This is a genomic window from Corticibacter populi (genome assembly GCF_004217315.1).
GTDB lineage: Bacteria > Pseudomonadota > Gammaproteobacteria > Burkholderiales > Burkholderiaceae_C > Lampropedia > Lampropedia populi.
In genome coordinates, this window is sequence record NZ_SGWR01000002.1 from 534,684 (window position 1) to 546,795 (window position 12,112).

General features: G+C 65.7%; 12 protein-coding genes. 5 read left to right on the forward strand and 7 right to left on the reverse strand.

What is annotated here, in order from left to right; translation table 11 throughout:
- Positions 1 to 172 precede the first annotated feature (172 nt).
- The 5 genes from EV687_RS08585 to EV687_RS08605 form a co-directional block, all read right to left on the reverse strand.
- The gene (locus EV687_RS08585; RefSeq protein WP_122231754.1) at positions 173 to 1,423 is read right to left on the reverse strand and encodes a hypothetical protein; all 1,251 of its coding nucleotides are present in this window, start codon (positions 1,421 to 1,423) and stop codon (positions 173 to 175) included.
- A gap of 237 nt (positions 1,424 to 1,660) precedes the next feature.
- On the reverse strand, positions 1,661 to 2,581 hold the full coding sequence (gene cysK / locus EV687_RS08590) for a cysteine synthase A (RefSeq protein WP_122231755.1): 921 nt from the start codon (positions 2,579 to 2,581) through the stop codon (positions 1,661 to 1,663).
- Between the two features lie 56 nt (positions 2,582 to 2,637).
- Entirely contained in the window at positions 2,638 to 3,204 is a 567-nt protein-coding gene (locus EV687_RS08595; protein WP_122231756.1) for a Dps family protein, read from the reverse strand.
- A 201-nt stretch (positions 3,205 to 3,405) separates the two neighbouring features.
- Entirely contained in the window at positions 3,406 to 4,398 is a 993-nt protein-coding gene (locus tag EV687_RS08600) for a LysR substrate-binding domain-containing protein (protein ID WP_122231757.1), read from the reverse strand.
- A gap of 24 nt (positions 4,399 to 4,422) precedes the next feature.
- Positions 4,423 to 5,190, reverse strand: coding sequence for a class II glutamine amidotransferase (locus tag EV687_RS08605; RefSeq protein ID WP_122231758.1), 768 nt, complete (start codon positions 5,188 to 5,190; stop codon positions 4,423 to 4,425).
- Positions 5,191 to 5,485: 295 nt separating this feature from the next.
- Here EV687_RS08605 and EV687_RS08610 point away from each other — a divergent pair, with 295 nt between their 5' ends.
- Positions 5,486 to 6,991 carry a DEAD/DEAH box helicase gene (locus EV687_RS08610; protein ID WP_122231854.1) on the forward strand — a complete coding sequence of 502 codons (1,506 nt, stop codon included), beginning with the start codon at positions 5,486 to 5,488 and terminating at the stop codon, positions 6,989 to 6,991.
- Between the two features lie 108 nt (positions 6,992 to 7,099).
- Complete coding sequence (locus EV687_RS08615) at positions 7,100 to 8,374, forward strand: MFS transporter (RefSeq protein WP_423201075.1); 1,275 nt, start codon at positions 7,100 to 7,102, stop codon at positions 8,372 to 8,374.
- Positions 8,375 to 8,385: 11 nt separating this feature from the next.
- Here EV687_RS08615 and EV687_RS08620 read toward each other — a convergent pair whose 3' ends face one another.
- Positions 8,386 to 9,192, reverse strand: a complete 807-nt coding sequence (locus EV687_RS08620; protein WP_122231760.1) for an SAM-dependent methyltransferase — start codon at positions 9,190 to 9,192, stop codon at positions 8,386 to 8,388.
- On the reverse strand, positions 9,189 to 9,800 hold the full coding sequence (locus EV687_RS08625) for a Maf family protein (RefSeq protein WP_122231761.1): 612 nt from the start codon (positions 9,798 to 9,800) through the stop codon (positions 9,189 to 9,191). The genes EV687_RS08620 and EV687_RS08625 overlap by 4 nt, the downstream gene beginning before the upstream one ends.
- 124 nt (positions 9,801 to 9,924) lie before the next feature.
- Here EV687_RS08625 and EV687_RS08630 point away from each other — a divergent pair, with 124 nt between their 5' ends.
- From EV687_RS08630 to plsX, 3 genes are all read left to right on the forward strand, one after another.
- Entirely contained in the window at positions 9,925 to 10,491 is a 567-nt protein-coding gene (locus EV687_RS08630) for a YceD family protein (RefSeq protein WP_162846675.1), read from the forward strand.
- Positions 10,492 to 10,681: 190 nt separating this feature from the next.
- On the forward strand, positions 10,682 to 10,867 hold the full coding sequence (gene rpmF, locus EV687_RS08635; protein ID WP_122231763.1) for a 50S ribosomal protein L32: 186 nt from the start codon (positions 10,682 to 10,684) through the stop codon (positions 10,865 to 10,867).
- Between the two features lie 157 nt (positions 10,868 to 11,024).
- Positions 11,025 to 12,029, forward strand: coding sequence for a phosphate acyltransferase PlsX (gene plsX, locus EV687_RS08640; protein WP_122231855.1), 1,005 nt, complete (start codon positions 11,025 to 11,027; stop codon positions 12,027 to 12,029).
- Positions 12,030 to 12,112: the final 83 nt, after the last annotated feature.

Consider the following 12,112-nt stretch of genomic DNA (forward strand, 5'->3'; position numbering starts at 1 on the left):
CAGGAAGTGCCGGCAGGTACGGCACAGGCGATCGCACAGGTGAGGGCCAAGGGATGGCATCGGATGCGTGGCTTCATGGTATTGAACGAATCAACGGATCAGGGGAAGGATCAGGTCGGGAAGGCGGACGCATGGCGCCACACGGGTCGTGCGCGCTGGCACAAGGGCTGCGTCAGTGTTCGTGCTCGTCTTCGTGTTCGTGCGCGGCCATGCCCAACCACACCACACCGGTGGGCTTGAAGTTGAGCGGAATGCTGCCTTCGAGCTCGGCGTCGGCCATATGGATGAGATGCAGCTTCTGGCCCTGCGGATCGCTCAGCCAGACCTTGTCCTGCGCGCCACTGGCCGCAAAGGCCGGATAGGGCGCAGCCGCAGGCATGTCGGCGATGGCCGCGTCGATCTCGGCACGCTTGCTCCAGTCGGCGGTGGCAAGAATGTGCAGATCACCCTGCTCATCGAGCAGCAACAGGTTCTCGCCCTCGGCATCGAGCGCGTGGGCGCGATGGGTGCGTCCCTCGGCCCAGTTGATCGCCGTGATGCTGGCAGCAGCCGGATCGATCTCGAAGACGGCACCGCCGCTGCCCAACCCGACGAAAGTGGCCAAGTGTTCATTGCCGATGATGGTGCTGATGCGCTGGCCATGCCCGATCTTGCTGGCGGTGAGACTCTCGCCTGCCTGGTGCACCACCAGCACACCGTCTTCACAGCCAAAGACCGTGTAGCTGGAATTGGAATGGCTGCCATGCAAACCCGGGCAGGCCACATCCAGAACACCTTCGTCGTGGAAATGATCGCCATGCAGGTGATACAGCTCCACCTGCGTCGGCGCGTTGCCATCGGCGGCACGCCAACTGCTGATCACCCAGTCGCCCCTCGGCTCTGCCGCGCCATGCATGGGCGTGCGCAGCGCCTGGCTGGCCAATGCCGCCTGGCCACTGCCGATGCTCGCATCACTGAGCAGGGTGAAGGACGCATTGGCCGCGCTGCTTGCATCGCCATCGAAGAAGACGGCGCCCAAACCATCGTGCGCCGAATAGTGGGTTGGCCGCACGCCGCTCAAGCGCAGGTTCAGCAGGGCAGGCGCTTCCTGGTAGTCGTGCGTGTGGTCGCCATGCTGCTCCAGCCAGATGCCACCGTCGATGAATTGCACCTGATTCTGCGTCCGCTGGAACAGCAGCGCATAGCGCCCCTCAGGGCTCGCATAGATGGCAGAGGGTGCGTTGTCCGCGGCGAAACTCGTCAGCACGCTGCCGTCATCGAGCTCCACCACATGCACCTGCGCGCTGTCTTGCTCCAGTACCACGAGACGGCCGGCCGTCTCGATGTGGCCATGGCCGTCGTCATGTTCCTCGCCCGTGTCGTCTACAGGTGCCGTGATGTCCTCGACATCACTGCTGCCACCACCACAGGCTGCCAGAGCCATTGCGCAGGCTACCGTCAAAAAGCCCTGTTTCCATTGTGCCGACGAGATTCCCACGGTGCTTCTCCTTGCATGTCACTGAAATCGAAGCGTGGATTAGATCATATTGATAGATCAATATCAATAATATGATGCATTTTTGCAGAAAGGGGCCGGGCAACCGCTCCCGACCAGCCACAAAAAAGCCACTGCCGCGCAGATGGCACAGGCAGTGGCTGGCGGTGGAAACGAGGCCGGGGATCAGGCCGTCGGCAAGAATCCCTCGACCGAGAGGTAGCGTTCACCCGTGTCGTAGTTGAAACCCAGCACACGCGTGCCAGCAGGCAGCTTGGGCAGTTGCTGGGCGATGGCCGCCAGCGTGGCTCCCGAGGAAATGCCCACCAGCAGGCCTTCCTCCGTCGCGCTGCGGCGCGCGTATTCCTTCGCGGCCTCGGCCTCGACCTGAATCACGCCGTCGAGCACGCTGGTGTCGAGGTTCTTCGGCACGAAGCCGGCGCCAATGCCCTGGATCGGGTGCGGTGATGGCTGGCCGCCGGATATCACCGGGGAAGCCGCCGGCTCCACGGCAAACACCTTCAGCGCAGGCCACTTCGCCTTGAGCACGCGCGCCACACCCGTCAGGTGCCCGCCAGTGCCCACGCCGGTGATGATGGCGTCGAGTCCTTCGGGAAAGTCCTGCAGGATTTCCTGCGCCGTGGTGTTCTCGTGCACAGCGATGTTGGCCGGGTTCTCGAACTGCTGGGCGATCCAGGCACCGGGCGTCTGTGCCTTGAGTTCCTCGGCACGGGCGATCGCGCCCTTCATGCCCTTCTCCTTGGGCGTGAGGTCGAAACGCGCACCATAGGCCAGGAAGAGGCGCCGCCGCTCGATCGACATGCTCTCGGGCATCACCAGAATGAGCTTGTAGCCCTTGACAGCCGCCACCATCGCCAGGCCAACGCCGGTGTTGCCGGACGTCGGCTCGATGATGGTGCCGCCGGGCTGGAGCTCGCCGCTTTGCTCCGCGGCCTCGACCATGGCCAGGGCGATGCGGTCCTTGATGGAACCACCCGGATTGGCCCGCTCGGACTTGACCCACACCTGGGCATCGGGGCCGAACAGACGGTTGATGCGGATGTGTGGCGTGCGGCCGATGGTCTCCAGGACATTCTGATAAGGCATGCGGTACTCCTGTTTGTGATGACTTTGGGGCTGATTTCGGGGTGAAGCCGCCAGCTTCACTGCTCAACCAGCAAGGAACGAAGCATCCACGCGGTCTGTTCGTGCACCGCCAGGCGCTGCGTCAGCAGGTCGGCGGTGGGCTCGTCGCTGGCCTGGTCGGCCAGCGGGAACAGCTCGCGCGCCGTGCGGGCCACGGCTTCGTGGCCCTTGACGAGGATGCGCACCATCTCCAGCGCGGCGGGCGGCTGCTGCGGCACGTCGTCCAGCGAGGTCAGGCGACCGAACTCGGCATACGAGCCGGGTGCGAAATGGCCCAGCGAACGGATGCGCTCGGCGATCGGATCGACGGCATTCCACAGTTCGGTGTACTGGGTCTCGAACATGGTGTGCAAGGTGTTGAACATCGGCCCGGTGACATTCCAGTGGAAATTGTGCGTGGTCAGGTACAGCGTATAGGTGTCGGCCAGCAGACGCGACAGGCCCTGTGCAATGGCTTCGCGGTCCTTGGCGGCAATGCCGATGTTGATGGATGGCGCGCCCTTGTCGGTGAGGGCGGCGGTCGGGGCGATCCTGACGGCCTTGGCCGCTTTGCCGGTCCTGGTTGTCTTGGTGGTTCTGGACATGGTGAACTCCCTTTCAATGTGAATGTGTCAATGCAGATATCAGGTTCGTCTGGTTCGATTCGAACCCGGGCACACCGCCCTCGAACCTGTTTGCGGTGTGCCGTTTCTTCATTGTGGGGACTGCCTGGCCATTCTGCCAGTTGATCTTTTGCATGGTGCCGATAGACAGCATCGGCGCCGGTGGGATTGCGCCGTGGCGGCCTATGTCTCGGTCAGCCACTTCACGCCGCGCAGGTCGCAGGCATAGATGGCGTTGCGCAGCGCGGCGATGGCCTCGTAGCGGGTGAAGCTGCGGCGCCAGACCAGCACCACCCGGCGCGCGGGCGCGGCGTGCCGGCCGTCATCGATGATGTGCAGGTAGCGGATGTGCGGCTCGTTGCCCGGCTGCGAGGAAGCAGGCAGGCCACCATCGGGATGGCTGTCGGGCACCAGTTCGTCGGGCACCGCCAGCCGCGGCACCAGTGTCACCCCCATGCCGGAGGCCACCATGTGCTTGATGGTCTCCAGCGACGAACCCTCGAAGGACTTCTGGATGCCCTCGCTGCTGTCGGAAAAGCGCGCGAACTCCGGGCAGACCTGCAGCACGTGATCGCGAAAGCAATGACCCGTGCCCAGCAACAGCATGGTCTGATTCTTGAGTTCCGAGGTGGAGATCGAGCTGCGCGCGGCCAGCGCGCTGCTGCTGGGCACGGCAGCGAGAAAGGGTTCCTCGTAGAGCGGCGCCACAGCGAGGTTGGTGTCGGGGAACGGCTCGGCCAGGATGGCGCAGTCGAGCTCGCCCAGGCGCAGCATCTCCAGCAGGCGCTGCGTGAAATTCTCCTGCAGCAGCAGCGGCATCTGCGGGGTGCGCTCGATGACGTTGCGCACCAGTTGCGGCAGCAGATAAGGGCCGATGGTATAGATCACACCCAGGCGCAGCGGGCCGTCGAGCGGATCGTTGCCGCTTTGCGCGATCTCGCGCAGCAGATGCGCCTGATCGAGCACGTTCTGCGCCTGCGCCACAACCTTCGCACCCAGCGGCGTGACGGTGACCTCGCCCGAGCTGCGCTCGAAGAGCTTGATGCCCAGTTCGTCCTCGAGCTTCTTGACGGCCACCGACAGCGTGGGCTGCGAGACGAAGCAGGCCTCGGCAGCGCGCCCGAAATGCCGCTCGCGCGCAACGGCAATGATGTATTTCAGTTCGGTGAGGGTCATTGCGATGGGCTGCAGCGGGCGGCCTCAAAGGTTCTGGTGTACGCCATCGACGAAGACCTTGAGCTCGCCGCTGGCAAAGGGAGTCCAATGCTCATCCTGCGTCAGCGGTGCCGTCACCACGATGGCCGTCTGGTCATCGCGGCCATTGCGCTCGGAGAAGTCGATGCTCAGGTCCTCGTCGCTGAGCGTGGCCCGCGAGAAAGGCCATTGGCGCTCCAGGTAGAACAGGCTGGTGGTGGCATGCGCCCACAGCGCATCGCCATTGGAGAGCAGGAAGTTGAAGGTGCCGTACGGGGAAATGCGCGCAGCCAGCTCGCGTAGCGTCAGCGTCATCTCGCGGATGCTGGGCACCCCCACGTGCGACTTGCACAACTCCTGCATGATCCAGCAGAAGGCGTGCTCGCTGTCGGTCGTGCCGACCGGGTGGAAATGGCCGTGCAGTCGGGGCTTGTAGTCCTTGAGATCACCGTTGTGCGCGAACACCCAGTAATTGCCCCACAGCTCGCGCACGAAGGGATGGCAGTTGGGCAGGCTCACCACCCCTTGCGTGGCCTTGCGGATGTGGGCAATGACGTTGGTGCTCTTGATCGGATAATTGCGGATCACCTCCGCGATCGGCGAACGGATGGCGCTGTCATGGTCGACGAAGTGCCGCACGCCATGCTCCTCGAAGAAGGCGATGCCCCAGCCATCGACGTGATCGCCCGTCTTGCCGGCGCGCTGCGCGAACCCCGTGAAGCTGAAAGTCAGATCCGTGGGCGTCTTGGCGTTCATTCCGAGTAGCTGACACATGGTGATTGACGATGGATGGCAGGAAATGTGAACGGCGGGCGCTCAATGATGGGCCGCATGTGAAGCAAAGGCCGCCCCCACCTGTCCGCAGCTGGCACAGGCGGCACGCAGACAGACAGCCCATGTGTTCGATGATACCGCCTCGCCAACTCCCTGCGGCGCTGTCCGCATGCGGCGCCAACTGTTGCGGGAAATCATCAAACCCGCCAGTGAACCCGGTGCGAAGGCCCGGCAGCCATGGCTGGGGCGCGGTTTTTCGGCATATTTTCCGCAGCAGTGCCACAATGCCGGGTTCATGAGCAAACAATTCTCTACCCTTCTGCTGGCCGAGCCCATCCAGCATGCCATCGCCGACATGGGCTTCGTGGACATGACCCCCATTCAGGAGCAGGCCATTCCGGTGGTGCTCGCTGGCCAGGACGTCATGGGTGCGGCGCAGACCGGCACCGGCAAGACCGCAGCCTTCACGCTGCCGCTGCTGCAGCGCATGCTCGGACACGAGAACGCCTCGATGTCGCCGGCGCGCCATCCGGTGCGTGCGCTGGTGCTGCTGCCGACACGTGAGCTGGCCGACCAGGTTGCCGGCCAGGTCGCGCAGTTCGCCAAGCACACCAAGCTGCGCAGTGCCGTAGTCTTTGGCGGCATGGACATGAAGCCGCAAGTTGCCGAACTGAAGAAGGGTGTGGAAATCCTGGTGGCCACGCCCGGCCGCCTGCTCGATCACCTGGAGGCCAAATCCGTCTCGCTGGGCCAGGTCGAATACGTGGTGCTCGACGAGGCTGACCGCATGCTCGACATCGGCTTCCTGCCCGATCTGCAGCGCATCCTCGCGCACCTGCCGCAAAAGCGCACCACACTGCTTTTCTCGGCCACTTTCTCTGCCGAAATCAAACGCCTGGCCGAGAGCTACCTGCAGAACCCCGTACTGATCGAGGTGGCCCGGCCCAACGCCACGGCCTCATCCATCGAGCAGACCTTCTACCAGGTCGGCGAGGACGACAAGCGCCGCGCGCTGCTGCAGCTTTTCCGCCAGTATGGCGACCAGCAGGCCTTCGTGTTCGTCAACAGCCGGCTCGGTTGCGCGCGGCTGGCCCGCTCGCTCGAACGCGATGGCGTGCGCACCGCTGCGCTGCATGGCGACAAGAGCCAGGACGAGCGCCTCAAGGCGCTCGAGGCCTTCAAGGTCGGCGAGGTCGACCTGCTGATCTGCACCGACGTCGCTGCGCGCGGCCTGGACATCAAGGACGTGCCGGCCGTGGTCAACTTCGACGTGCCCTTCCATGCCGAGGACTATGTGCACCGCATCGGCCGCACCGGCCGGGGCGGCGCATCGGGCCTGGCCATCACGCTGGCCACCCCCCACGACGAGCGGCAGTTGCGCGAAATCAGCAAACTGATCGGCAAGCCGGTCGAGCCCCAGTCCCTCCCGCTCGAGCGCGGCGGTCGCCCCGAACGCCGCAGCGCCAATGCCCAGGGCGATGCTCCACAACGCGACAGCCGTGCGCCAGCGGGGGAAGGCCACGAGCGTGAGGCACGCGAGAATCGGGCCGGCAAGACCGACAGCCGCGAAAACCGTGAGCGCGACACCCGCAGCCGCCGCAACGACGACCGCACCGCCTACCGCCGTCCGGCGCAGGCCAGTGCCCGCGACCCCTTCTTCGACAAGCCCTACGAGCCAAGCGCCGATGAGGCCGCCACCGCCCACTGGGAGATCGACACCCGCCCCGCCGCCGCAACCCAGCGCCGCTCAGGCAACATCAAGCCCAAGAAAAAGGTCGCCGCGCTGCTCAAGGCCTCTTGAAGGCAAGAAGGCAACGGCAGCCACATAAAGCCTCGCGCGCATGACGGCGCCTGCCGACACGGACGGTGGCGGCCCCCAGCGCCCAGGCTGTGCGCATCTCCGAACACCGTGCCCTCCTCCCCGACCTCCACACAGCGTGCCGGCGTGCTCCGGGTGCCCGGCTTCGCCGCCTTCGTGCTGGCACGTCTGGCGGCAGTACTGGCCATGCAGATGCAGGCCGTGGTGGTGGCCTGGCAGGTCTACGACATCACCCGCGACCCGATGGCGCTGGCCTATGTCGGGCTGGCCCAGTTCATCCCCATGCTGCTGTTGCTGGTGCCTGCCGGCGACTGGATCGACCGCTTCAACCGCAAGACCGTGCTGGCGCTGAGCTGGGTGGTCGAGGGAATCTGCAGCGCCCTGCTGCTGTGGCTGGCCCTGCACCCGCAGCATGGCATCGTCTGGGTGTACGCGGTACTGGTGCTGTTCGGCTGCGGGCGTGCCTTCACCGGCCCGGCACTGCAAAGCCTGCTGCCGCAAATCGTGCCGCGCGAGCAACTGGCACAGGCCCTGGCCACCAACAGCATGCTGATGCGCGCCGCCACCATTGGAGGTCCCATCATCGGCGGCCTGCTCTACAAGCTCGGCGGCGGCTCGCTGACCTATGGCGTCTGCCTGGCCAGCTTCAGCCTGGCGCTGGTGCTGCTGCCGCTGGTGCCAACATACCGCGCCACCACCGCATCGGCGCACACCTCCGGCGATCTGCGTCACATGTGGCAGCGCTTTGGCGAAGGCGTGCGCTTCATCCGCGCGCACCCCATCGTGCTCGGCAGCATCTCGCTGGACCTTTTCGCCGTGCTGCTCGGCGGCGTGGTGGCACTGTTGCCGATCTACGCCAATGAGGTGCTGCAGGTCGGCCCCGAGGGGCTGGGCCTCTTGCGCAGCGCCATCGGCTTTGGCGAAATCGCCGCCGGCCTCTACCTGAGCCGCCGCCCGTTCAACCAAAACGTCGGCATCACCATGTTCATCGCCGTGCTGGTCTTCGGCCTAGCCAATCTGGTGTTCGCGTTCTCGAGCTGGTTCTGGCTGTCCTTCGCCTGCCTGCTGGTGGCGGGTGCCGCCGACATGGTCAGCATGTACATCCGCTCGGCCCTGGTGCAGTTCTCCACGCCCGACGGCATGCGCGGCCGCGTCAATGCCGTCAACATGCTGTTCGTCAGCTCTTCCAATGAGCTGGGCGAATTCCGTGCAGGCACCAGCGCCAGCTGGGTCGGCGCCATGCCCGCCGCAGTGCTCGGCGGCATCTGCACGCTGGTGGTGGCAGGCCTCTGGATGAGGCAATTCCCGACGCTGCGCCGCGTCAAGCAGTTCGAAGAGGCCGGACACACCGCCTCAAGGCGCTGAGAGCCTGCGCATCAGCAGCCCAGCGCGAACACCGCCGGCGTCCTGCCATCGGCCGGACATGCCCCGCCACGCTTGCGCCATTGCGCCACGCTGCGGCTCTCGCTGCGTGCCTGCGGCAGGCTCAGCCCCGCACTGACCGACAGCCAGGTATCCGGCTGCAGTTCGGCCAGCAAGGCCTGCCACAGCTTGCCGTTGCGATAGGGCGTCTCGATGAAGATCTGCGCCTGCCCGCTGCGCCGAGCATGCGCTTCGATCTTGTGCAGCTGTGCGGCGCGCGCGCCCTCCTCCTGCGGCAGATAGCCGATGAAGGCAAAGCTCTGGCCGTTGAGCCCGCTGGCAGCCAGTGCCAGCAGCAGCGACACCGGGCCGCTCAATGGCAGCACCGCCATGCCCAGTTGGTGCGCGCTGCGCACCACCGATGAGCCGGGATCGGCCACGCCCGGCATGCCCGCCTCGCTGACGAGGCCCACATCGTGCCCCTCCAGCGCAGGCCGCAGCAACTCGCGCGCATCGAAACCGGCCACGCCGCCTTTGCCACCGGCATGGTCGCCCTGCTTGTGCACCGCACGCGGCAGCTCGGCAATGTGCAGCGCCTGCAGCGGCTGGGCGAGCGGGTACAGGGCATCGACGCGCTTGAGGTAGGCCCGCGCCGTCTTGGCGTTCTCGGCAATCCAGTATTGCAGCCGCGCCGCTTCGCGCAGCGTGCGCGCAGGCAATACGTCCTCAAGCGGCACGGGCTCGGCACAGCCGAAATCCAGCGGCGCCGGCACCAGCAGCAGACGGCCCGGCACCACGCCGGGCGACAGCGGCGCGCTCATGGAATCTGCAGCCCGGCGTCCCGCAGCATCGCACAGGTGCGAATCAGCGGCAGGCCGATCAAGGCCGTCGGATCATCATTGTCGATGGCCTCGAGCAAACTGATGCCCAGGCCCTCGCTCTTGGCACTGCCGGCGCAGTCGTAAGGCCGTTCGGCCAGCAGATAGCGCTCAATCTCGCTGGCCGACAGCGTGCGAAAGCGGGTGCGGACCTCAGCCACCTGGCGGGCCTCCAAACCCAACGCCTCGCAGACCACCGCCACAGCCGTGTGGAACACCACCGTCTGGCCGCTCATCTGTTGCAGCTGCGCAACGGCACGTGCATGCACGAGCGGCTTGCCCAGCGGCTGCCCATGCAGGTCGGCGACCTGGTCCGAACCGATCACGATGGTCTCTGGATGGCGGCGCGCCACATCGCGAGCCTTGGCCAAGGCCAGGCGTTCGGCCAGCGCGCGCGGCGCCTCGCCCGGTTGCGGCGTCTCGTCCACCTGAGGGGCCTCGCAATCGAATGGCAGGCCCAACCGCTGCAGCAATTCGCGTCGGTAGCGCGAAGTCGAACCCAGAATCAGGCGACGCGGCAGCTCTGGCCGCGGTGATGCATCGAATGTCATGCGCGCTATTGTCATACGTTTTGCGCCGCGCTCCGGCGCCCGATCGGCCCTGGCGGCTTTGCGCCGGCACCCATGCGAATGTCCTGGCCGGCACCCGCGCACGGCCACCATTACACTTGGGGGAATGGACAAGTCATTCAATCTCAAGCGCCTTGACGTCAAGGCCTTTGCCCAGGCTGGCGAAGACGCCACCGGCACGACTCCTCTGGCCGATTTCCCGCGTCTGGCCGAAGAATCGGTCAGGCCGGCACCGGCGCAACCCGTGCACTGGCGCCTGCACGGCGAACTGCGCCATACCGCAGCCGGCGACGCCCAGCCCTGGCTGCTGGCCGAAGCCAGTACCCGCCTGCCGCTGCAATGCCAGCGCTGCCTGGAGCCCGTCGACACCCCGATCGAGACACACCAGTGGTTCCGCTTCGTCGCCACCGAGGAACAGGCCGAGCAGGAGGATGAACTGGCCGACGAGGATGTGCTGGCGCTGGACGGCCCGTTGAACATGCAGCAGGTGATCGAGGATGACATGCTGCTGGCCCTGCCGGAGGTGCCGCTGCACGACAACTGCCAGCCACCCGCCGCGCTGCAGCAGGAAACCGAGGGCTTTGCCGAAGCCGGCTCCACCCGGCGCAACCCCTTCGCGCAGTTGGCCGGCCTGCGTGGCGGCCCAGCCCGCGGCGGCGAGAATGCCGACTAAGCAGGCCGCTACAGGCGCTTCCCGAAACGGCGGCATTTGCATTTGGGCGGCCGTCACATATAATGGTCGGCTTTTGCGCAAAAGGCCAGTCTTGCCCTGTAAGGCGTGTGTCTGCAGCAAACCCTTTTCCAACCGTGTTGAAGCGGCCTGCCAGGCAGGGCGCTTTTGCTGATTTTTCCAGGAGCCGACCATGGCCGTTCAACAAAACAAAAAGTCTCCTTCCAAGCGCGGCATGCACCGCTCGCACAATGCGCTGAAGAACCCTGGCATCGCCATCGAGCCGACCACCGGTGAAGTGCACCTGCGTCACCACATCAGCCCGGAAGGCTTCTACCGTGGCCGCCGCGTGCTCAAGAACAAGTCGACCGAAGTCTGAAGCCGCACGCGTGTCCTGTCCTGCCGCTCTCGAAGGCTCTGCCCTGCCGGAGGGCATTGCAGGATGCGGCGTGTCGCATTGCCGATGTCTCGTGCATGCTGCGTTGCCACGGCAGCGCGCTTGCTGCTCGATGAAAGCGTAATCCGTGTCGCAGAATGTGACCACTCTCGCCGTTGACTGCATGGGCGGCGATTTCGGCCCGGCCGTCACCCTGCCGGCCTGCCGCCGGCTGCTGGACAAGCGGCCCGATGTTCGCCTGCTGTTGGTCGGACAGCAGGATCTGCTCGCCAGCTTTCAGCATCCCCGCGCCGAGATCGTGCACGCGGCGGAAGTCGTGGCCATGGACGACCCGGTCGAGGTCGCCATGCGGCACAAGAAGCAGTCGTCGATGCGCCTGACCCTCGAACAGGTCAAGAACGGCCGCGCCCAGGCCGCCGTCTCGGCCGGCAACACCGGCGCGCTGATGGCCATCGCCCGCTACCTGCTCAAGACGCTCGACGGCATCGAGCGGCCCGCCATCGCCTACCCGCTGCCCAACGTCAAGGGCGGCGCCACGACGGTGCTGGACCTGGGTGCCAACGTCGACTGCACCGAGCACCACCTGCTGCAGTTCGCCGTACTCGGATCGGCACTCGATGCCGCGCTCAAGTCACGCGACAACCCCTCGGTGGGGCTGCTCAATGTCGGCTCCGAAGCCATCAAGGGCAGCGAGATGATCAAGCGCGCTGGCGAACTGCTGCGCCAAGCCGGCCAGTCGTCGGTGATCAATTTCTACGGCAACGTCGAGGGCAATGACATCTTCAAGGGCACGACCGACATCGTCGTCTGCGACGGCTTCGTCGGCAACGTCACCCTCAAGGCCACCGAAGGGCTAGCCTCGATGGTCTCGACGCTGCTCAAGCAGGAGTTCTCGCGCAACCTGCTGACCAAGGCGGCCGCGCTGGTGGCCCTGCCGGTGCTCAATGCCTTCAAGCGCCGGGTCGATCCGCGCCGCCACAATGGCGCGGCTCTGCTGGGCCTGCGCGGGCTGGTCTTCAAGAGCCACGGCTCGGCCGATGCCATGGCTTTCGAGTATGCCTTGGGCCGCGCGCTCGACGCCGCCGACAACCAGTTGCTGGACAAGATCCAGCGCCGTGTCCAGCAGGCATCGGCGCTGTTCTGAGCCCATGCCCGAAGAGTTCTGGTCCCGTGTCTGCGTATCTTGACGTCCCCGTTCTTTCCATGAATGCTCATGGAACCCGGGCT

Excerpts from the sequence above, each read along its gene's own strand:
- EV687_RS08620 (WP_122231760.1), bottom strand. The coding sequence starts at position 9,192 with ATGAGCGCGCCGCTGTCGCCCGGCGTGGTGCCGGGCCGTCTGCTGCTG.
- EV687_RS08625 (WP_122231761.1), bottom strand. The coding sequence starts at position 9,800 with ATGACATTCGATGCATCACCGCGGCCAGAGCTGCCGCGTCGCCTGATT.
- EV687_RS08610 (WP_122231854.1), top strand. The coding sequence starts at position 5,486 with ATGAGCAAACAATTCTCTACCCTTCTGCTGGCCGAGCCCATCCAGCAT.
- EV687_RS08630 (WP_162846675.1), top strand. The coding sequence starts at position 9,925 with ATGGACAAGTCATTCAATCTCAAGCGCCTTGACGTCAAGGCCTTTGCC.
- rpmF (WP_122231763.1), top strand. The coding sequence starts at position 10,682 with ATGGCCGTTCAACAAAACAAAAAGTCTCCTTCCAAGCGCGGCATGCAC.
- EV687_RS08605 (WP_122231758.1), bottom strand. The coding sequence starts at position 5,190 with ATGTGTCAGCTACTCGGAATGAACGCCAAGACGCCCACGGATCTGACT.
- EV687_RS08585 (WP_122231754.1), bottom strand. The coding sequence starts at position 1,423 with ATGGCTCTGGCAGCCTGTGGTGGTGGCAGCAGTGATGTCGAGGACATC.
- cysK (WP_122231755.1), bottom strand. The coding sequence starts at position 2,581 with ATGCCTTATCAGAATGTCCTGGAGACCATCGGCCGCACGCCACACATC.
- EV687_RS08600 (WP_122231757.1), bottom strand. The coding sequence starts at position 4,398 with ATGACCCTCACCGAACTGAAATACATCATTGCCGTTGCGCGCGAGCGG.
- EV687_RS08595 (WP_122231756.1), bottom strand. The coding sequence starts at position 3,204 with ATGTCCAGAACCACCAAGACAACCAGGACCGGCAAAGCGGCCAAGGCC.